Annotated in this window: 16 protein-coding genes; 10 read left to right on the top strand and 6 right to left on the bottom strand. The window is 54.4% G+C overall.

Annotation, left to right across the window (positions count from 1 at the left end):
- The first annotated feature begins 1 nt into the window (after window position 1).
- Window positions 2-2689, top strand: a complete 2688-nt coding sequence (gene kdpD / locus WFN75_RS02170) for a two-component system sensor histidine kinase KdpD (RefSeq protein ID WP_325946487.1) — start codon at window positions 2-4, stop codon at window positions 2687-2689.
- Complete coding sequence (gene kdpE / locus WFN75_RS02165) at window positions 2686-3363, top strand: two-component system response regulator KdpE (RefSeq protein ID WP_046886584.1); 678 nt, start codon at window positions 2686-2688, stop codon at window positions 3361-3363. The genes kdpD and kdpE overlap by 4 nt, the downstream gene beginning before the upstream one ends.
- Before the next feature lie 64 nt (window positions 3364-3427).
- On the opposite strand, the gene pgm is transcribed toward kdpE, so the two are convergent.
- Window positions 3428-5068, bottom strand: a complete 1641-nt coding sequence (pgm, locus tag WFN75_RS02160) for a phosphoglucomutase (alpha-D-glucose-1,6-bisphosphate-dependent) (RefSeq protein ID WP_040076548.1) — start codon at window positions 5066-5068, stop codon at window positions 3428-3430.
- 24 nt (window positions 5069-5092) lie between these two features.
- A complete protein-coding gene (gene seqA / locus WFN75_RS02155) occupies window positions 5093-5635 on the bottom strand; it encodes a replication initiation negative regulator SeqA (protein WP_040076549.1) in 543 nt (180 codons plus the stop codon).
- A gap of 183 nt (window positions 5636-5818) precedes the next feature.
- Between seqA and ybfF the strand changes: the two genes are divergently transcribed.
- From ybfF to fur, 4 genes are all read left to right on the top strand, one after another.
- On the top strand, window positions 5819-6592 hold the full coding sequence (gene ybfF, locus WFN75_RS02150; RefSeq protein ID WP_263617271.1) for an esterase: 774 nt from the start codon (window positions 5819-5821) through the stop codon (window positions 6590-6592).
- 141 nt (window positions 6593-6733) lie between these two features.
- Window positions 6734-7021 (top strand): LexA regulated protein, encoded by a 288-nt coding sequence (gene ybfE, locus WFN75_RS02145; RefSeq protein ID WP_046886586.1) that lies wholly within the window; start codon window positions 6734-6736, stop codon window positions 7019-7021.
- A gap of 155 nt (window positions 7022-7176) precedes the next feature.
- Window positions 7177-7707 carry a flavodoxin FldA gene (fldA, locus tag WFN75_RS02140; RefSeq protein ID WP_046886587.1) on the top strand — a complete coding sequence of 177 codons (531 nt, stop codon included), beginning with the start codon at window positions 7177-7179 and terminating at the stop codon, window positions 7705-7707.
- A 291-nt stretch (window positions 7708-7998) separates the two neighbouring features.
- Window positions 7999-8445, top strand: coding sequence for a ferric iron uptake transcriptional regulator (gene fur / locus WFN75_RS02135; protein WP_040076553.1), 447 nt, complete (start codon window positions 7999-8001; stop codon window positions 8443-8445).
- A gap of 110 nt (window positions 8446-8555) precedes the next feature.
- On the opposite strand, the gene chiQ is transcribed toward fur, so the two are convergent.
- From chiQ to nagE, 4 genes are all read right to left on the bottom strand, one after another.
- Complete coding sequence (gene chiQ / locus WFN75_RS02130) at window positions 8556-8885, bottom strand: ChiQ/YbfN family lipoprotein (protein WP_046886590.1); 330 nt, start codon at window positions 8883-8885, stop codon at window positions 8556-8558.
- A 32-nt stretch (window positions 8886-8917) separates the two neighbouring features.
- Entirely contained in the window at window positions 8918-10318 is a 1401-nt protein-coding gene (gene chiP / locus WFN75_RS02125) for a chitoporin ChiP (RefSeq protein ID WP_336995552.1), read from the bottom strand.
- A gap of 440 nt (window positions 10319-10758) precedes the next feature.
- The gene (gene glnS / locus WFN75_RS02120) at window positions 10759-12426 is read right to left on the bottom strand and encodes a glutamine--tRNA ligase (protein WP_325946497.1); all 1668 of its coding nucleotides are present in this window, start codon (window positions 12424-12426) and stop codon (window positions 10759-10761) included.
- Window positions 12427-12595: 169 nt separating this feature from the next.
- Window positions 12596-14614, bottom strand: coding sequence for an N-acetylglucosamine-specific PTS transporter subunit IIBC (nagE, locus tag WFN75_RS02115; RefSeq protein ID WP_072056315.1), 2019 nt, complete (start codon window positions 14612-14614; stop codon window positions 12596-12598).
- A 326-nt stretch (window positions 14615-14940) separates the two neighbouring features.
- Between nagE and nagB the strand changes: the two genes are divergently transcribed.
- From nagB to nagD, 4 genes are read left to right on the top strand one after another with little or no spacing between them, the layout of a single operon-like run.
- Window positions 14941-15741: a glucosamine-6-phosphate deaminase gene (nagB, locus tag WFN75_RS02110; RefSeq protein WP_046884281.1), complete on the top strand. Its 801-nt coding sequence runs from the start codon at window positions 14941-14943 to the stop codon at window positions 15739-15741.
- A gap of 56 nt (window positions 15742-15797) precedes the next feature.
- Window positions 15798-16946 carry an N-acetylglucosamine-6-phosphate deacetylase gene (gene nagA, locus WFN75_RS02105; protein WP_046884282.1) on the top strand — a complete coding sequence of 383 codons (1149 nt, stop codon included), beginning with the start codon at window positions 15798-15800 and terminating at the stop codon, window positions 16944-16946.
- Window positions 16947-16954: 8 nt separating this feature from the next.
- Window positions 16955-18175, top strand: a complete 1221-nt coding sequence (gene nagC / locus WFN75_RS02100) for a DNA-binding transcriptional regulator NagC (protein WP_040076559.1) — start codon at window positions 16955-16957, stop codon at window positions 18173-18175.
- Between the two features lie 45 nt (window positions 18176-18220).
- Window positions 18221-18973 (top strand): ribonucleotide monophosphatase NagD, encoded by a 753-nt coding sequence (nagD, locus tag WFN75_RS02095; protein WP_040076560.1) that lies wholly within the window; start codon window positions 18221-18223, stop codon window positions 18971-18973.
- Window positions 18974-19015: the final 42 nt, after the last annotated feature.

Below are 19015 nucleotides of genomic sequence, written 5' to 3'. Positions count from 1 at the left end.
TATGACCGACGAGCCCCTGCGCCCGGATCCGGATCGTTTGCTGGAACAGACCGCTGCGCCCCACCGCGGTAAGCTAAAAATCTTCTTTGGCGCCTGCGCAGGGGTAGGAAAAACCTTCGCCATGCTGGCGGAAGCGCAGCGTTTACGCGCCCAGGGGCTCGATATCCTGATCGGCGTGGTTGAAACCCATGGCCGTCAGGAGACCGCCGCACTGCTTACCGGGCTGGCGACACAACCACCCCGGCATTTCACGCACCGTGGCCGTACGGTCACGGAGTTTGACCTTGATGCCGCCCTCGCCCGCCGCCCGGCGCTGATCCTGATGGACGAACTGGCCCACAGCAATGTGCCCGGATCCCGCCATCCCAAGCGCTGGCAGGATGTGGAAGAGCTGCTGGAAGCGGGCATCGATGTGTTTACCACCGTCAACGTGCAACATCTCGAAAGCCTCAATGACGTGGTGAGCGGCGTCACCGGCATTCAGGTGCGTGAGACGGTCCCCGACCCCTTCTTCGACGCCGCCGACGAGGTGGTGCTGGTGGATCTGCCGCCGGACGATCTGCGTCAGCGACTGCATGAGGGCAAAGTCTATATTGCCGGTCAGGCCGAGCGCGCCATCGAACATTTCTTCCGTAAAGGTAATCTTATCGCCCTGCGCGAACTGGCGCTGCGTCGCACCGCCGACAGGGTGGACGATCAGATGCGAGCCTGGCGCGACCGCCAGGGAGAAGAGAAGGTCTGGCACACCCGCGACGCCATCCTGCTGTGCATTGGGCATAGCCGGGGTAATGAGAAGCTGGTACGTACCGCCGCGCGACTGGCGGCGAAGCTTGGCAGCGTCTGGCACGCGGTCTACGTCGAAACCCCGCAGCTACATCGCCTGCCGGAGCAGCAACGGCGCGCCATTCTTAGTGCCTTGCACCTGGCCCAGGAGCTCGGGGCCGAGACCGCCACGCTCACCGACCCGGCGGAAGATAAAGCCATTGTGCGCTATGCCCGGGAACATAACCTCGGCAAAATCGTGCTCGGACGTCGCAATCGCCGTCGCTGGTTCGATCGCAGCAGCTTCGCCGATAAGCTGGCCCAGCGCGCACCGGAGCTGGATCTGGTGGTGGTGGCGCTGGATGATACCCCTGCCCCGCTACTGGTCAAAACGCCCGATAATCGCACTTTTAACGAGAAGTGGCGCATCCAGCTGCGCGGTTGTCTGGTGGCTGTGCTGCTTTGCGCCCTCATTACCTTTATCACCAGTCAATGGCTGCCCGGTTTTGATGCGGCCAACCTGGTCATGATCTATCTACTGGGAGTGGTGGTGGTAGCGCTGTTTTATGGGCGCTGGCCGTCGGTCCTGGCGACGGTGATTAATGTCATCAGCTTTGACCTGTTCTTTATTGCGCCACGCGGCACGCTGGCGGTTTCAGACGTGCAATATGTGCTCACCTTCGCGGTAATGCTCGCCGTGGGATTGCTCATCGGTAACCTCACCGCCGGAGTACGCTACCAGGCGCGGATTGCCCGCTATCGTGAACAGCGCACCCGCCACCTGTATGAGATGTCGAAAGCGCTGGCAGTGGGCCGCACCCCGCTGGAGATCGTCCAGACCAGCCAGCAATTTATTCACTCTACCTTTCATGCCCACAGCCTGATTCTGCTGCCGGACGCCGAAGGCAAGCTCGGCCCGCTCACCCCCGCCACCGGCATGACGCCCTGGGACGAGGCGATAGCGCGCTGGAGCTTTGATAAAGGCTTACCGGCGGGTGCCGGTACGGATACCCTGCCCGGCGTGCCGTATCAAATTTTACCGTTACGCAGCGCAGCCAATATTCAGGGGCTGGCCATTGTTGAGCCGACAAATCTGCGCCAGCTGATGATCCCCGAGCAGCAACGGCTACTGGAAACCTTTACCCTGCTGGTCGCCAGTGCGCTGGAACGGCTGGCACTCACCACCAGCGAAGAGCAGGCAAGGCTTGCCAGCGAGCGGGAGAGTATTCGTAATTCACTGCTCGCCGCCCTGTCGCATGATCTCCGCACGCCGCTGACGGTGCTGTTTGGCCAGTCAGAAATTCTGACCCTCGACCTGGCGGCTGAGGGGTCGCCGCATGCTACGCAGGCCAGTGAGATCCGCCAGCATGTCCTGAATACCACCCGACTGGTCAACAATCTGCTGGATATGGCGCGCATCCAGTCTGGCGGCTTTAACCTGAAAAAAGAGTGGCTGACGCTGGAAGAGGTAGTCGGCAGCGCCCTGAAAACGCTGGAGCCGGGCTCGGGTGGGCGGCATATCGCGCTGGATCTGCCTGAGCCCCTGGCGCTGATCCACGTCGATGGCCCGCTGTTTGAACGGGTCCTCATCAATCTGCTGGAAAATGCGGTGAAATATGCCGGCCCGAAAGCCGATATCGGTATTCAGGCCCGGACAGCCGAAAACCGGTTTACGCTAACGGTGTGGGATAACGGACCGGGCATTCCTGACGGGCAAGAGCGCGCTATCTTTGATAAGTTTGCTCGGGGGAACAAAGAGTCGGCCATTCCTGGCGTCGGGCTGGGGCTGGCTATCTGCCAGGCGATAGTCGAGGTGCATGGCGGGACAATTACGGCGCAAAACCGCCCCGAGGGAGGGGCCCGTTTTTGTGTTACACTCCCGCTCGAACCGCCCCCTGAACTCAATGACTTACCCGAGGATATGTGATTAACGTCCTGATAATCGAAGACGAACTGGCTATCAGCCGCTTTCTGCGCACCGCTCTGGAAGCCGACGGTCTGCGCGTCTACGAAGCGGGAACACTGCAGCGCGGTCTGCTGGAAGCGGCGACGCGCAAACCCGATCTGGTGATCCTCGATCTCGGCCTGCCGGATGGCGACGGTCTGGATTTTATTCGCGACGTGCGCCAGTGGAGCCAGATGCCGATTATCGTCTTGTCGGCGCGGGTAGAAGAGGATGACAAGATTGCCGCGCTGGATGCCGGTGCAGACGATTATCTCAGCAAGCCGTTCGGCATTGGCGAACTGCAGGCGCGCCTGCGTGTGGCGCTGCGTCGTCATGGGAGTACGGCCTCTCCAGATCCCGTTTATCGCTTCTCGGATATCACCGTTGATCTGGCGGCGCGCCGTATTGTGCGTGGCGAAGAGGAGATCCACCTCACCCCCATTGAATTTCGCCTGCTGGCGATACTGCTTAACAATCATGGCAAGGTGCTGACCCAGCGCCAGCTGCTGAATCAGGTCTGGGGGCCTAACGCGGTAGAGCACAGCCACTACCTGCGCATTTATATGGGCCACCTGCGCCAGAAGCTGGAAGCCGATCCCGCGCGCCCGCGCCATCTGTTAACTGAAACCGGGGTCGGGTATCGCTTTTTGCTCTGATCGCAGGCTATAAAAAAACCCGGTGGCGCGACCGCCTACCGGGTATGTTTTCCGCCTTCCGCTATCAGGCGTTTTTCAGCACTTCGCTCACGATCTCTACCGCTTCTTTCTCAATCAGCTTACGGTGTTCGTCGCCGAGGAAGCTTTCGCAGTAAATTTTATACGCATCTTCCGTGCCGGACGGACGCGCCGCGAACCAGCCGTTTTCCGTCATCACCTTCAGGCCGCCAATAGAGGCGCCGTTGCCCGGCGCCGCGGTCAGACGGGCGGTGATCGGATCACCCGCCAGGGTATCTGCGCTCACCTGCTCCGGAGAGAGTTTAGAGAGCGCCGCTTTCTGGGCAGAGGTTGCGCTCGCCTGGATGCGGTTATAGCTCGGTGCGCCAAAGCGTGCCGCCAGTTCGTTATAGTGCTCCTGCGGGTTTTTACCGGTAACCGCGGTAATTTCCGCAGCCAGCAGGCACATGATGATGCCGTCTTTATCGGTAGACCACGGGGTGCCATCGAAACGCAGGAACGAGGCCCCTGCGCTCTCTTCACCACCGAAGCCGAAGCTGCCGTCATGCAGACCATCCACGAACCATTTGAAACCTACCGGAACTTCGACCAGGTTGCGGCCGAGGTCGTTCACCACCCGGTCGATCATGGCGGAGGAGACCAGCGTCTTACCAACGGCGACCTCTTTGCCCCACTGTGGACGGTGCTGGAACAGGTAGTTAATCGCCACCGCCAGGTAGTGGTTCGGATTCATCAGCCCAGCCGGGGTGACGATGCCGTGGCGGTCATAATCCGGGTCGTTAGCGAAGGCCAGAGCGAACTTGTCGCGCAGCGCCAGCAGCCCCGCCATCGCACACTCGGATGAGCAGTCCATACGAATTGCGCCGTCTTTATCCAGGTGCATAAAGCGGAAGGTTTGATCGACCTGATCGTTTACCAGGGTCAGATCCAGCTTGTAAAACTCGGCGATACGTTTCCAGTATTCAATACCGGAGCCACCGAGCGGATCGACGCCCAGCTTCAGGCCCGCTTTCTGGATAGCCGCCATATCGACGATATCCGCCAGCCCTTCAACGAAGGGTTGCACCAGATCCTGCTCTTTCACGTGGCCAGAGGCCATCGCCGCGTCCAGAGAGATACGCTTCACGCCTTTCAGACCATCGGCCAGCAGCGCGTTAGCACGATCTTCCACCACTTTGGTGACGTTGGTGTCAGCCGGGCCACCATTAGGTGGGTTATATTTGATACCGCCATCTTCCGGCGGGTTATGCGACGGGGTGATGACGATACCATCGGCCTGCGCCCCGCCCTTTTTGTTATGCACCAGAATGGCGTTGGAGACGGCAGGGGTCGGCGTATAGCCGTTATTTTCCTGCACGATCACGTCTACGCCGTTGGCAGCCAGCACCTCCAGCACGGAGATAAATGCGGGCTCAGAGAGCGCATGGGTGTCTTTACCCACGTAGCATGGACCGGTTACGCCATTTTTGGCGCGCTCTTCCGCGATGGCCTGGGCAATGGCCAGAATGTGTGGTTCGTTAAAACTGTGGCGAGCCGCGCTGCCGCGGTGACCAGACGTACCAAACTTCACTGCGTGTTCTGCGTTGCCCGCCTGAGGCTTCAGCACATAGTACTGAGATGTCAGTTGAGCGACGTTAATCAAATCGCTTTGTTGTGCAGGCTGACCCGCACGAGTGTGATTTGCCATTGCCTGATCCTTCCAATGCAAGGGTTAGATTGTACCGCAAACCTTATCAGTCAATTCCGCCGGGAACTGCATGGACTGCATGATATGTTCGATCATGCTGCGCTTGCGTCCCGTGTTGGTATTGGTGATGACCCAGTACGGCGTACCAGGAACATGTTTGGGCTTAGTTTGATTGCCATTCTGCAACAGGGTCTGCTCGTCGCCCGCGAAGTAGACGCGGGTGCGGCCATGCAGAGATTCTGTTGCGTCAGCGAATGCCTTGTTATCCAGTGAATACAGTGTAGACAGCACCAGCATAAAGCGGTTGACGGCTTTCTTTTGTTCCGCGTATTCGTCCGAGAGCAGGAGCTCGCGCATCGCGCGCACTCTGTCTTTTGCCGGGGTATTCGGCTTTTCTTGCGCAGGCGCAGAAGGCAGGCGCACTTCTTTGGTGGCCGGAGCGGCAGACAGGGTGGCATTAGAAACTTTCAGCATGCGCCGTAAAATGTCGGACGCGCTCTCGCCGATATGCCGGGTCTGGCTGGCAATATAGTGATAGAGCTCGTCATCAACTTCGATTGTTTTCATCTTAATCCAGTGCGATATCTTATCTGAATACAAGTCGTTGGGAGTATAAGGTCTAAACCCAACAGCGGATAGCGTCAAACCTGAGTGGCGGCAAAAGTCAGATTAAACTGTTTCCTTGCAGCCGGGCGGCAGAATGGTCAACATAATACCCTAACCTGACATCCGTAAAAAAAGAACTTTGCCATGAAATTAAATACCCGAGCGCAATCTGCACAATCGCCGCACAATAATTCTCCCGTTGTTCTGGTTCACGGTCTGTTTGGTAGCCTGGATAACCTGGGCGTGCTGGCGCGGGATTTAGTCACCGATCACGATATCCTGCAGGTGGATATGCGTAACCACGGTCAGTCGCCTCGTTCCTCTGAAATGACCTACGCCGCTATGGCTCAGGATCTGCTGGATACGCTGGATGCGCACAACATTGAGAAAGCCGTATTGATTGGCCACTCGATGGGCGGCAAAGCGGTGATGGCGCTGACGGCGCTGGCCCCGGAACGCATTGCAGGGCTGGTAGTCATTGATGTGGCGCCGGTTGATTATCAAGTCCGGCGTCATGATGAGATCTTTGCTGCTATCAATGCGGTCACGGACGCAGCGGTGACGACACGCCAGCAGGCCGCTGCGATTATGCGCCAGCATCTCGATGAAGAGGGGGTGGTGCAGTTCTTGCTGAAATCCTTTATTGATGGCGCCTGGCGCTTCGATGTTCCTGTGTTGTGGGATCAATATGCCAATATTGTGGGCTGGCAGACCGTTCCGGTCTGGCCGCATCCGACGCTCTTTATTTGCGGTGGCAACTCACCTTACGTTACCGAGGCTTACCGTGAAGCACTTCTGGCGCAATTCCCTCAGGCCCGGGCGCATATCATTGCGGGGGCAGGACACTGGGTTCATGCTGAAAAACCTGATGCCGTGCTACGTGCCATCCGTCGTTACCTCGCTGAAGGCGAGAATTGATTAAAAAATTGATTAAAAAGAAAGCGACTGGTCGTCTGGGGGCGACCAGTCGTTGGCGTGCTGTTTTCGGTGATGTATGATGGCGCGCTTATCGCCCGGGCTTTAGCAGGGCGTCTTTGTTTCCCCCGAAGTCTCAAAATCATGGCCAAAGAACAAACGGACCGCACGACACTAGATCTGTTCGCGAATGAGCGTCGCCCGGGACGACCGAAAACCAATCCGCTTTCGCGCGATGAACAGCTGCGCATCAATAAGCGCAACCAACTTAAACGCGATAAAAGTCGTGGGCTTAAACGCGTCGAGTTAAAATTGAACGCTGACGCCGTAGACGCCCTGAACGAACTGGCCGCGGCCCGGGAGATGAGCCGTAGCGAACTTATCGAAGAGATGCTGATGCTGCAGCTGGAACAGCTGCACGGCAAAGCCTAAGTCAGAAAAATCCCCTTCTTCTTGTTTTCATGTAGCACAGAGTGCAGTCCTGCGCGATAGCAGTTTCCGCAGGCTTCTCTGTTCTGCTATGATTGCCCTTATCCGTGGACAATTTGCGCCACCATACTATTAAGTTTCAAGAGGTTATTTTACTCATGGCTATCATCGGCATTTTTTTCGGCAGCGACACCGGTAACACGGAAAACATCGCAAAAAACATTCAAAAACAGTTGGGTAAAGACGTTGCCGATGTTCATGACATAGCTAAAAGCAGCAAAGAAGATCTGGAAGGCTACGATATTCTGCTGCTGGGCATCCCAACCTGGTACTACGGCGAAGCGCAGTGCGACTGGGATGACTTCTTCCCGTCCCTCGAAGAGGTAGATTTCACCGGTAAGCTGGTTGCCCTCTTCGGCTGTGGCGACCAGGAAGACTACGCAGAGTACTTCTGTGATGCCCTGGGTACGATTCGCGACATCATCGAACCACGCGGCGCCGTGATCGTGGGCCACTGGCCAACGGCGGGCTATCACTTCGAAGCCTCTAAAGGTCTGGCGGATGATAATAACTTTGTGGGCCTGGCCATCGATGAAGATCGTCAGCCAGAGCTGACCGCAGAGCGCGTTGATAAGTGGGTTAAGCAGATTCGTGAAGAGCTGCAGCTCGACGCCATTATCAATGCCTGATTGCAATACAGCGCAGCGATGACGCTGCGCTGTATTGATAGATAATATCAATCAAAATAATTGCTACAAATTTTTAACTTTTGCTTTCATACCTGTACAATGATCCAGGTCAAACGGGGTAGCTTGATAACAACTTTGTTGGCAGCACCACGTTTTTATAAGCATACTTTGCTTGAGGCTTGCAGTTTTCATTTAAGCATGGCAGTTCTATAATGAGACGCATTATCTCAACTGCATTTTCTGTCACTTCTTTGTTTGAAGTGAATCGTTTAGCAACAGGACAGATTCCGCATGACTGACAACAATACCGCATTAAAGAAGGCCGGGCTGAAAGTCACGCTTCCTCGTCTTAAAATTTTGGAAGTACTTCAGGAACCGGTAAACCATCATGTCAGTGCGGAAGACTTATATAAACGTCTTATCGACATGGGCGAAGAGATTGGTCTGGCTACCGTTTATCGTGTTCTGAACCAGTTTGATGACGCCGGCATTGTAACCCGTCACAATTTCGAAGGCGGCAAGTCTGTTTTCGAACTGACTCAGCAGCACCATCACGATCACCTGATTTGCCTGGATTGCGGCAAAGTGATCGAATTCAGTGATGATTCCATCGAATTACGTCAGCGCGAAATCGCCGCTCGTCATGGCATTCGTCTGACCAACCACAGCCTCTACTTGTATGGTCACTGTGCTGAAGGCGATTGCCGCGAAGACGATCACGCGCACGACGCCCGTTAATCACTTCTCATACTCTGAGCCAACCTGACGGTTGGCTTTTTTTTGCCCATCAGAAGGCAAAAAAAACCGGTGCCGCAGATGAATGCGCCACCGGACATGATAACAACCACTTACTGTGCGTTGTTGTTACGTATTTCCTGCCAGATTTTATCGCAGCGTTTTGCCACTTCCTGATCGTTACCTGTTTTACGCGCCTGAATACAGGCCTGATAATCCATTACGCGAACGTTCTCCTGCGTGGCAAACTGTTCATGTGCTTTCTCTTTCTTTAGCACGTTCAGCACGCTCTGGCAGGCCTCCAGTTTTTCCGGGGAGCCTTGCGCCGTGTTAATACAGGCGCTGTAAGCCTCTTTCAGGCGTGAATCCTCTTTCTGTGCCGGAGAGTGGGCGCAAGCCGCTAGCCCCGAGGCCAGCACGGCCACAAGAACCATTTTTCTCAACATACTCTATGCTCCTGTCTGCGGGATGCGCATCAGAAAATGGTGAACGGTGCGATAACCATAAACTTCACGTCACGCTCATCCTGGAAGATGTTGCCATAGCCGCCAGCGTAGCTCGGAATGTCGGAGTGGTTGTCGTACTGGGTGAAGTGCAGTTTAAACATGGTGCCTTTCGCACGCCCATCCTGCAGGGTATAAATCGCATCCAGACTGTAAGCAGACTCTTTCAGACGGTAGTTAGGATCGTAATAGGCGTCTGGGGTCGCCATATCGCCCGGTTTTGCATCCCAGGCGTAAGCATAAGATGCCCCCACCGCCCAGCCTGGCAGGTTCCAGTTTTTCAGATCATACATAGCGCCAAAGAAGATTGCTTTTTCGCCATCGGCGTTGAAGTCAGAGCGGTTATCCCACCATACGTCCAGTCGACCATTAGAGGAGGCGTAGGTTGGCGTCATACGCTGCAGGAAGTAACCCTGCTGCCCGTCGGCCTTCACATAGGTTCCTTCGAGGCGTAAATCCACCTGCCCTACTTTGTAGCCGAAGGTGAGCGCCTGCAGCCATGCGGTGCCATCATAAATATCGTTAACGCTGCCGTCGCTGACTTTATCGCGCGTACCGTAGAACTGATAAGTGGTGGTCAGTGGGCCGCCGATAATATCCAGTTTGTAGCTGGCTTTGGCGAAGTACTGATCGATATAGCCTTCCGCCTGGCCAAATGCCGCTTCCAGCACCAGGTTATTTTTGAAGTCATATTTCGCGCCGAAGGAGTGGAGATAATCCACTTTGGTGGTTTTATCATTTTGATAAAACTTATCCATTTCGATGTGCCACGGCGATTTATATTCGTTCGTCCACATGTAAGAGAAGCTCAACGCACCGGCATCACCGTAATCAAAGTTGGCTCCGGCCTCGGCACCCTGATAGGTACCGGGCATAAAGCTCCAGTGCGGGGCTAATAGTGTCTGACCGGTTGGCTGAATATAACCGCCACGCGCCCAGACCGGGCCATATTTAAATTTCGCCGCGGCTTTATAGAGGCTGATCCCGCTCTTATCGCCGGACCAGTCTTCAGAATAGGCTTTATTACTTTTTGAGAAGGCAATTTCGTTTGGATGGGCGCTGTCGCCATTCTCTGCCATTTCAATAGCGGTGAACGCTGCAATATCCAGACCAAACATATCGGCCGCATAACCCGACTGGAAATCGAGATTGGCGTTCCAGGTCGAATGAGAAAGGTTGGTTTTATATTTATCCGCATCGGTAACATCTTTACGGTCGCGCTCGCGCTGCCAGTAATAGATGCCGCCCGTCAGAGTAGAGTCATCGATAAAACCGGCGGCCTGCACCTGAGGGGCGACCACAAAACCTGACATGGCTGTGATACCGGCGATAGCCAGCGACAGCGCACTACGTTTGCCATTAAACGTACGCATAATGTATTCCTCATTGACGATTTAAAAACGCCTTAAGCGGCGTAAAATAAAAAAGACCTGCGGTCACGGTGGCTGGAAATATCCCCGAAATTGCCACCGCCTTTAGACTATTTTTCGCGACGCGAATTATCAATGCTTTTCAGAGAGGAAAATGCAGGATTATGACGAAGTGCACATAATCAGTAGTGTTTTGAAACATTCAACAGAAGCCAGATATTTTCATAATAAATTCAAGTAAAAATCTATATTTAAGAATAATTATCATCTTTAATCTTTCTAACAGTACATTTTTTAGGGAATGAGTAAGTTTATTTTATAAAAAAAGTAGCAGCTCCTTGACCACTAATTTCGCGAGGGGTTAAAGCGGCTAATAAATAAAATCCTGATCGATAAGCAAAAAAAAACGCCGCAGAAGCGGCGTTTGTTTGTGGTTGACCTGATTACTCGCCGATTTTGGCCCAGGTATCACGCAGTCCCACGGTACGGTTAAAGACCAAATGGTCTGCCGTTGCGTAGCGGCTGTCGAGGCAGAAGTAACCTTCACGCTCAAACTGGTAGGCTTTGCCAGCTTCAGCATGCGCCAGAGAAGGCTCCGCATAACCCTGTCTGATGACCAGCGATTCCGGGTTGATGGTTGCCAGGAAGTCATCCGCAGCGCCTGGGTTAGGTACGCTGAACAGACGGTCATAAAGGCGAATTTCTACCGGTAGCGCATGGGCAGCGCTCACCCAGTGGATAACACCCTTCACTTTACGGCCATCGGCAGGATCCTTGCTCAGGGTCTCTGCATCGTAGCTGCAGTAAATGGTGGTAATGGTACCCTGTTCGTCTTTCTCAACGCGTTCTGCTTTGATTACGTAGGCGTTACGCAGGCGCACTTCTTTACCCAGCACCAGGCGTTTGTATTGCTTGTTCGCTTCTTCACGGAAATCTGCACGATCGATCCAGATCTCACCGCTGAACGGCACATCACGGCTGCCCATCTCAGGTTTGTTTGGATGGTTAGGCATGGTGACCTGCTCGCTCTCACCCTGAGGGTAGTTTTCGATCACCAGCTTCACGGGATCGATAACGGCCATTGCGCGCGGTGCGTTGTCGTTAAGATCTTCACGAATACAGGACTCCAGAGAGGCCATCTCAATGGTGTTGTCCTGCTTAGTTACCCCAATGCGTTTACAGAATTCGCGAATAGAAGCCGCGGTATAACCACGACGACGCAGACCGGAAATGGTCGGCATACGTGGGTCATCCCAGCCTTCAACATGCTTGTCGGTAACCAGCAGGTTCAGTTTACGCTTGGACATCACGGTGTATTCCAGATTCAGACGAGAAAACTCGTACTGACGCGGATGCACAGGGATGGTGATGTTATCCAGCACCCAGTCATACAGACGACGGTTGTCCTGGAACTCCAGCGTACACAGGGAATGCGTAATGCCTTCCAGCGCATCGCTGATGCAGTGGGTGAAGTCATACATCGGGTAGATGCACCACTTGTTCCCGGTCTGGTGGTGTTCCGCGAACTTAATGCGGTACAGCACCGGGTCACGCATGACGATAAACGGCGAGGCCATATCGATTTTGGCACGCAGACAGGCTTTACCCTCTTCGAAGCCACCGGCGCGCATTTTTTCAAACAGGGCCAGGTTCTCTTCCACGCTACGATCGCGGAACGGGCTGTTTTTACCCGGAGCGGTCAGGGAGCCACGGTATTCGCGGATTTCGTCAGCAGAGAGTTCGTCAACGTAGGCGAGGCCTTTATTGATCAGCTCAACCGCGTAGGCATAAAGCTGATCAAAATAGTTAGAGGAGTAGCAGATGTCGCCAGACCAGTTGAAGCCCAACCATTGTACGTCGTTCTTAATGGATTCTACGTACTCGATATCTTCTTTCGCCGGGTTGGTGTCATCGAAACGCAGATTGCATTGACCCTGGTAGTCCTGCGCGATGCCAAAGTTCAGGCAGATAGATTTCGCATGACCAATATGCAGGTAGCCGTTCGGCTCCGGCGGGAAACGGGTGTGAACAGTGGTGTGCTTACCAGTAGCCAGATCTTCATCAATGATCTGACGAATAAAGTTACTCGGGCGGGCTTCAGCCTCACTCATCGTGGATTCCTCAAAGCGTAAACGACATATAACGGCGTATGATCTTATAAGCTGGTCGCAGTGACAACCTCTAAAAACGCCCTGGATGTAAATAATGGGGGCAAGTGCTGCAAAAAAAAGCGGCGGGGATATCCCCGCCGCTCAGGCATCAACGCTAACTCAGGAGCACTTACTTGCCTTTAATTTCATACAGTGGAGTTTGACCGGCAACCACCTGACCCTGCGCCTGAATAACCAGACCGCTGAAGTCGTCGATGTTGCTACAAACCACCGGGCTGATCATAGAGCGTGCGTTGGCGTTCAGGAAATCCAGATCCATTTCCAGAATCGGCTGGCCTGCAACCACTTCAGCCCCTTCTTCTACCAGGCGAGTGAAGCCCTGGCCGCCCAGCGCAACGGTATCAATACCCATGTGGACAACGATTTCCGCGCCTTTGTCGGTTTCGAGGCAGAACGCGTGGTTGGTATTAAAGATTTTCACCACGGTACCGGCTGCTGGAGAAACCACGGTTTTTTCAGTGGGTTTCACGGCAACGCCGTCGCCTACCGCTTTGCTGGCAAAGGCTTCGTCAGGCACCTGCTCCAGCGCTACCACTTCGCCGGTAACCGGAGAGACCAGCGCCGCGATGGTGACGGCGTTAGGTACAGCCTGCGGTTTTGCAACCGGTGCGGCTGTTGGCGCCGGCGCGGTTTCTGCCGCTGCTACCGGGCCAGTGGTTTTCATCGCGTTAGCAATTTTCTCAGCCACAAAGCCAACGATAATCTGCACGCTGGTTTTGTTCAGGCGAATAACGCCAGAGGCACCCAGACGTTTTGCCAGCGCTTCATTCACCAGCGAGGAGTCTTTCACGTTCAGGCGCAGACGGGTGATGCAGGCATCGATACCGGTCAGGTTGTCAGAACCGCCGACTGCGGCGATGTACTGACGCGCCAGACCTGCAACGTCCTGGTCTTTATCTGCGCTAACATTCACATCTTCACCATCAGCTTCGCTACCGGCAACAGCCAGCTCACGGCCCGGCGTCATCAGATTGAATTTGGTGATAGTGAAACGGAACACCACGTAGTAGATAGCGAAGAACACCAGACCCTGCAGGATCAGCATGTACCAGTGAACCGCCAGCGGGTTACGGGAGGAGAGCACCATATCCACCAGACCGGCACTGAAACCGAAGCCTGCAATCCACTGCATGCTGGCAGCGATAAAGACAGAGATACCGGTCAGCACCGCGTGGATCACATACAGTACCGGTGCTACGAACATGAAGGAGAATTCCAGCGGCTCGGTGATACCGGTGAAGAAGGCCGCGAACGCCCCCGCCATCATAATACCCAGCACTTTTGCTTTGTTCTCTGGACGCGCGCAATGGTAGATAGCCAGCGCCGCACCCGGCAGACCGAACATCATAATCGGGAAGAAGCCCGCCTGATAACGACCGGTGATACCCACTACCGCTTTACCGGCTTCGATGGACTGTGCCCCGCCGAGGAAGTTAGGAATATCGTTAATGCCTGCCACGTCAAACCAGAACACGGAGTTCAGAGCGTGATGCAGCCCCACCGGGATCAGCAGACGGTTGAAGAACGCATAGACGCCCGCACCGACGGAACCCAGCTTCTGGATATGTTCACCAAAGTTCACCAGGCCATCGAAGATCACCGGCCAGATGTACATCATGATGAAGGCAACCACGATCATCACGAAGGAGGTCAGGATCGGTACCAGACGACGGCCGCTGAAGAAGGAGAGCGCTTTCGGCAGCTCAACACCGCTGAAGCGGTTGTACAGCTCAGCAGAGATGATACCCACCAGAATACCCACGAACTGGTTGCTGATCTTACCGAACGCCGCCGGAACCTGTTCCGCCGGGATTTTCTGAATCATTGCAACCGCAGCAGGCGAGCAGAGCGTGGTCAGCACCAGGAAGCCCACAAAACCGGTTAGTGCCGCAGCACCGTCTTTATCTTTGGACATGCCGTACGCCACGCCGATGGCGAACAGAACGGACATATTATCGATAATGGCAGAACCGGATTTAATGAAGAACGCCGCTACCGCGCTGTCTCCACCCCAACCCACCGGGTCAATCCAGTAACCGACACCCATTAATATCGCTGCGGCCGGCAGCGTGGCGACCGGTACCATTAAGGCACGGCCAACCTTTTGTAAATAACCTAGAATACTCACTTTCTTCCCCCTATGAGACCCCGTTAAGGCGCGTTCTCAGCTGTGTTTTTATTGTGTCACTAACTTATAAATACAGTTGATGATTCACTGGCTGATTGAGTGTGTGAAAAATTAATTCGTATCGCAAATTAAACGCGTACTTTTTGTGATTTTTGTCACCAAATATCGTTAATTACTCCTCCCTGCACTGGCAAACAGCGAAAACTTATTTTATGATTCAAAAAATCAAGACGAATTGACCCCTCACGGCAAGAACCAGGTTAGGCTTAGATCGTGCCCAGGCGCTCAATCCGCCAACTTTTTATTTTCAAACTCAGAGGTGAATAATGAGACTGATCCCCCTGGCTACAGCAGAACAGGTCGGTAAATGGGCTGCACGCCACATCGTAAACCGTATCAACGCGTTCAAACCTACCGCCGATCGTCCTTTCGTACTCGGTCTGCCGACCGGAGGCACGCCTCTTACTGCGTATAAAGCTCTGGTTGAGATGCACAAAGCGGGCCAGGTCAGCTTCAAGCATGTGGTGACCTTCAACATGGATGAATACGTTGGCCTGCCGAAGGAGCATCCGGAAAGCTACCATAGCTTTATGCACCGTAATTTCTTTGACCACGTTGATATCCCGGCTGAAAACATCAACCTGCTGGATGGTAACGCGCCTGATATTGACGCAGAGTGCCGCCAATACGAAGAAAAAATCCGTGCTTACGGTAAAATTCACCTGTTTATGGGTGGCGTGGGCAACGATGGCCATATCGCGTTTAACGAGCCCGCCTCTTCCCTGGCCTCACGCACCCGTATTAAAACCCTGACCCATGACACCCGCGTGGCAAACTCCCGTTTCTTTGACGGCGACGTAAATCAGGTACCAAAATACGCCCTGACCGTTGGCGTGGGTACGCTGCTGGACGCAGAAGAGGTAATGATTCTGGTGCTGGGCAACGTGAAAGCGCAGGCGCTGCAGGCGGCCGTTGAAGGCAACGTTAACCATATGTGGACCATCAGCTGTCTGCAGCTGCATCCGAAGGCCGTTGTGGTGTGTGATGAGCCATCTACGATGGAACTGAAAGTCAAAACGCTGAAATACTTCAACGAGTTAGAAGCAGAAAACATCAAAGGTCTGTAATATAGCCCCGCCTCTTTCATTTGGGGCGGGCAGTTTTTTTAATACCGGGGGTCGTTATGTACGCTTTAACCCACGGTCGGATTTATACCGGCCATGAAATTCTGGATGACCATGCGATTGTTGTCGCAAATGGCCTGATTGAACGTATCTGCCCGCTGAGCGAACTGCCGGCGGACATCGAGCAACGCGCGCTGAATGGTGCCATCATCTCCCCCGGTTTTATCGACGTGCAGCTTAACGGCTGCGGCGGCGTGCAGTTTAACGACACGGCTGAAGCGGTCACGGTGGAAACGCTGGAGATCATGCAGAAAGCGAATGAGAAATCCGGCTGCACCAGCTATTTACCGACGCTGATTACCACCAGCGATGAGCTGATGAAACAGGGTATTGCGGTCATGCGCGACTACCTGAGCCAACACCCAAATCAGGCTCTGGGTCTGCATCTTGAAGGGCCGTGGCTCAATATCGTTAAAAAAGGCACCCATAACCCGGACTACGTACGTAAACCGGATAGCGAACTGGTGGATTACCTGTGCGCTAACGCCGACGTGATTACTAAAGTGACCCTGGCACCTGAAATGGCCGGGCCTGAGGTCATCAGCAAATTGTCTGCCGCGGGTATCGTGGTCTCTGCGGGCCACTCCAACGCTACCCTCAAAGAAGCCAAAATCGGTTTCCGCGCGGGCATTACTTTTGCGACGCATCTCTATAACGCAATGCCCTATATTACCGGGCGTGAACCAGGGCTGGTTGGTGCGATTTTCGATGAGCCAGACGTTTATTGCGGCATCATCGCGGATGGTCTGCACGTAGATTATGCCAATATCCGCAATGCCAAACGCATCAAAGGCGACAAGCTCTGTCTGGTTACAGATGCGACCGCGCCCGCAGGTGCAAATATTGAGCAGTTCATTTTTGCTGGTAAAACAATATACTACCGGAATGGACTGTGCGTGGATGAGAACGGCACCCTCAGCGGCTCTGCGCTGACGATGATCGAAGGTGTCCGCAATCTGGTTGAACACTGTGGTATTGCGCTGGATGAAGTCCTGCGTATGGCAACGCTCTACCCGGCGCGCGCGATGGGTGTCGCGACCAGGCTGGGCAGCATTGCGCCAGGCATGGTGGCAAACCTGACCGCATTCACGCACGATTTTAAAATCATCAAGACCATCGTTAACGGTAACGAGGTCGTCACTGAGTAAGTAAAAGTATGACATCAGGCGGACAAGCTCAAATTGGTAATGTTGATCTCGTAAAACAGCTGAACAGTGCGGCGGTTTACCGCCTGATTGACCAGCATGGGCCCATCTCCCGAATTCAGATCGCGGAACAGAGCCAGCTTGCCCCCGCCAGCGTCACGAAAATTACCCGCCAGTTGATTGAGCGCGGCCTGATCAAAGAAGTGGATCAGCAGGCCTCCACCGGAGGCCGTCGCGCCATCTCGATCATTACCGAAACCCGTCATTTCCATGCCATCGGGGTGCGTCTGGGTCGCCACGACACTACGCTGACCCTGTATGACATGAGCAGTAAAGCCGTTGCCGAAGAGCACTACCCCCTACCAGAACGGACTCAGGAGACGCTGGAACACGCCCTGCTGAATACCATCGCCCTCTTTATTGAGACCCACCAGCGTAAAATTCGCGAACTGATTGCCATCTCCGTGATTCTGCCCGGCCTTGTCGACCCGGAAAGCGGCGTGATTCGCTACATGCCTCATATTCAGGTTGAAAACTGGGGACTGGTTAAGGCGCTGGAAAAACGTTTTAACGTCACCTGCTTTGTCGGCCACGATATTCGCAGCCTGGCGCTGGCTGAGCACTACTTTGGTGCGAGTCAGGATTGTGAAGACTCAATACTGGTGCGTGTTCACCGTGGAACGGGCGCCGGGATCATCTCGAATGGCCGCATTTTTATCGGCCGTAATGGCAACGTGGGCGAAATTGGCCATATTCAGGTAGAGCCGCTGGGCGAGCGCTGTCACTGCGGCAACTTTGGCTGCCTGGAAACCATCGCCGCCAATGCCGCTATTGAACAGCGGGTGCGCCACCTACTCGAGCAGGGCTACCAGAGCCGCCTGACCCTGGAAGAGTGTAAAATTGGCGCGATCTGCAAAGCCGCCAACAAAGGCGATGCGCTGGCCTGTGAAGTGATTGAGCAGGTTGGACGCCACCTGGGTAAGACCATCGCCATTGCTATTAACTTGTTCAACCCGCAGAAAGTAGTGATTGCCGGTGAGATCACTGAAGCCGAAAAGGTGCTGTTACCGGCCGTTGAAGGCTGCATTAATACCCAGGCGTTAAAAGCATTTCGCCAGAACCTGCCGGTAGTGCGCTCGACGCTGGATCACCGCTCTGCCATTGGTGCCTTTGCGCTGGTGAAACGCGCCATGCTTAACGGGATCCTGCTGCAACGTTTGCTGGAAAGCTAACGGGGTTTTATAGTGACGCCTTCTTTTTCAGATGTCGGACAGTCCATGACCATTAAGAATGTAATTTGTGATATCGACGGCGTGCTGATGCACGACAACGTTGCCGTGCCGGGCGCAGCGGAATTTCTTAACGCCATCATGGAAAAAGGGATGCCGCTGGTACTGCTGACCAATTTTCCTTCGCAGACCGGGCAAGATCTGGCGAACCGTTTTGCCACCGCCGGCGTAGATGTGCCAGAGAGCGTGTTTTATACTTCTGCCATGGCCACCGCCGATTTCCTGAAGCGTCAGGAGGGTAAGAAAGCCTATGTGGTGGGCGAAGGTGCGCTAATTCATGAACTCTATAAAGCCGGCTTCACTATTACTGATGTGAATCCGGATTTTGTCATCGTGGGTGAAACCCGCTCCTATAACTGGGAGATGATGCACAAGGCCGCTTATTTCGTGGCAAACGGCGCTCGCTTCATCGCCACCAATCCCGATACCCACGGTCGCGGTTTCTACCCGGCTTGCGGCGCACTCTGCGCGGGCATTGAGAAAATTTCGGGCCGCACGCCATTCTATGTGGGCAAACCCAGCCCCTGGATTATTCGTGCGGCGCTCAACAAGATGCAGGCCCATTCTGAAGATACGGTGATTGTGGGCGATAACCTGCGTACCGATATTCTCGCCGGCTTCCAGGCGGGGCTGGAGACCATCCTTGTTCTCTCAGGCGTTTCGACCCTCGACGATATTGACTCCATGCCGTTCCGCCCGAGCTGGATTTACCCCTCGGTCGCCGAAATCGATGTTCTGTAAGCTGAAACCACGTCCTGCGACGTGGTTTTTTCATTTTATTGC

Origin of the sequence: Leclercia sp. UBA7405 (genome assembly GCF_037152215.1) — a bacterium.
GTDB classification, from domain to species: Bacteria; Pseudomonadota; Gammaproteobacteria; order Enterobacterales; family Enterobacteriaceae; genus Enterobacter; species Enterobacter pneumoniae.
This window is presented reverse-complemented; position numbering and strand designations above follow the sequence as displayed.

Coding starts and splice junctions, on each gene's coding strand:
- chiP (WP_336995552.1), bottom strand. CDS start 10,318: ATGCGTACGTTTAATGGCAAACGTAGTGCGCTGTCGCTGGCTATCGCC.
- pgm (WP_040076548.1), bottom strand. CDS start 5,068: ATGGCAAATCACACTCGTGCGGGTCAGCCTGCACAACAAAGCGATTTG.
- nagA (WP_046884282.1), top strand. CDS start 15,798: ATGTACGCTTTAACCCACGGTCGGATTTATACCGGCCATGAAATTCTG.
- nagD (WP_040076560.1), top strand. CDS start 18,221: ATGACCATTAAGAATGTAATTTGTGATATCGACGGCGTGCTGATGCAC.
- nagC (WP_040076559.1), top strand. CDS start 16,955: ATGACATCAGGCGGACAAGCTCAAATTGGTAATGTTGATCTCGTAAAA.
- fur (WP_040076553.1), top strand. CDS start 7,999: ATGACTGACAACAATACCGCATTAAAGAAGGCCGGGCTGAAAGTCACG.
- glnS (WP_325946497.1), bottom strand. CDS start 12,426: ATGAGTGAGGCTGAAGCCCGCCCGAGTAACTTTATTCGTCAGATCATT.
- fldA (WP_046886587.1), top strand. CDS start 7,177: ATGGCTATCATCGGCATTTTTTTCGGCAGCGACACCGGTAACACGGAA.
- kdpD (WP_325946487.1), top strand. CDS start 2: ATGACCGACGAGCCCCTGCGCCCGGATCCGGATCGTTTGCTGGAACAG.
- seqA (WP_040076549.1), bottom strand. CDS start 5,635: ATGAAAACAATCGAAGTTGATGACGAGCTCTATCACTATATTGCCAGC.
- ybfF (WP_263617271.1), top strand. CDS start 5,819: ATGAAATTAAATACCCGAGCGCAATCTGCACAATCGCCGCACAATAAT.
- ybfE (WP_046886586.1), top strand. CDS start 6,734: ATGGCCAAAGAACAAACGGACCGCACGACACTAGATCTGTTCGCGAAT.
- nagB (WP_046884281.1), top strand. CDS start 14,941: ATGAGACTGATCCCCCTGGCTACAGCAGAACAGGTCGGTAAATGGGCT.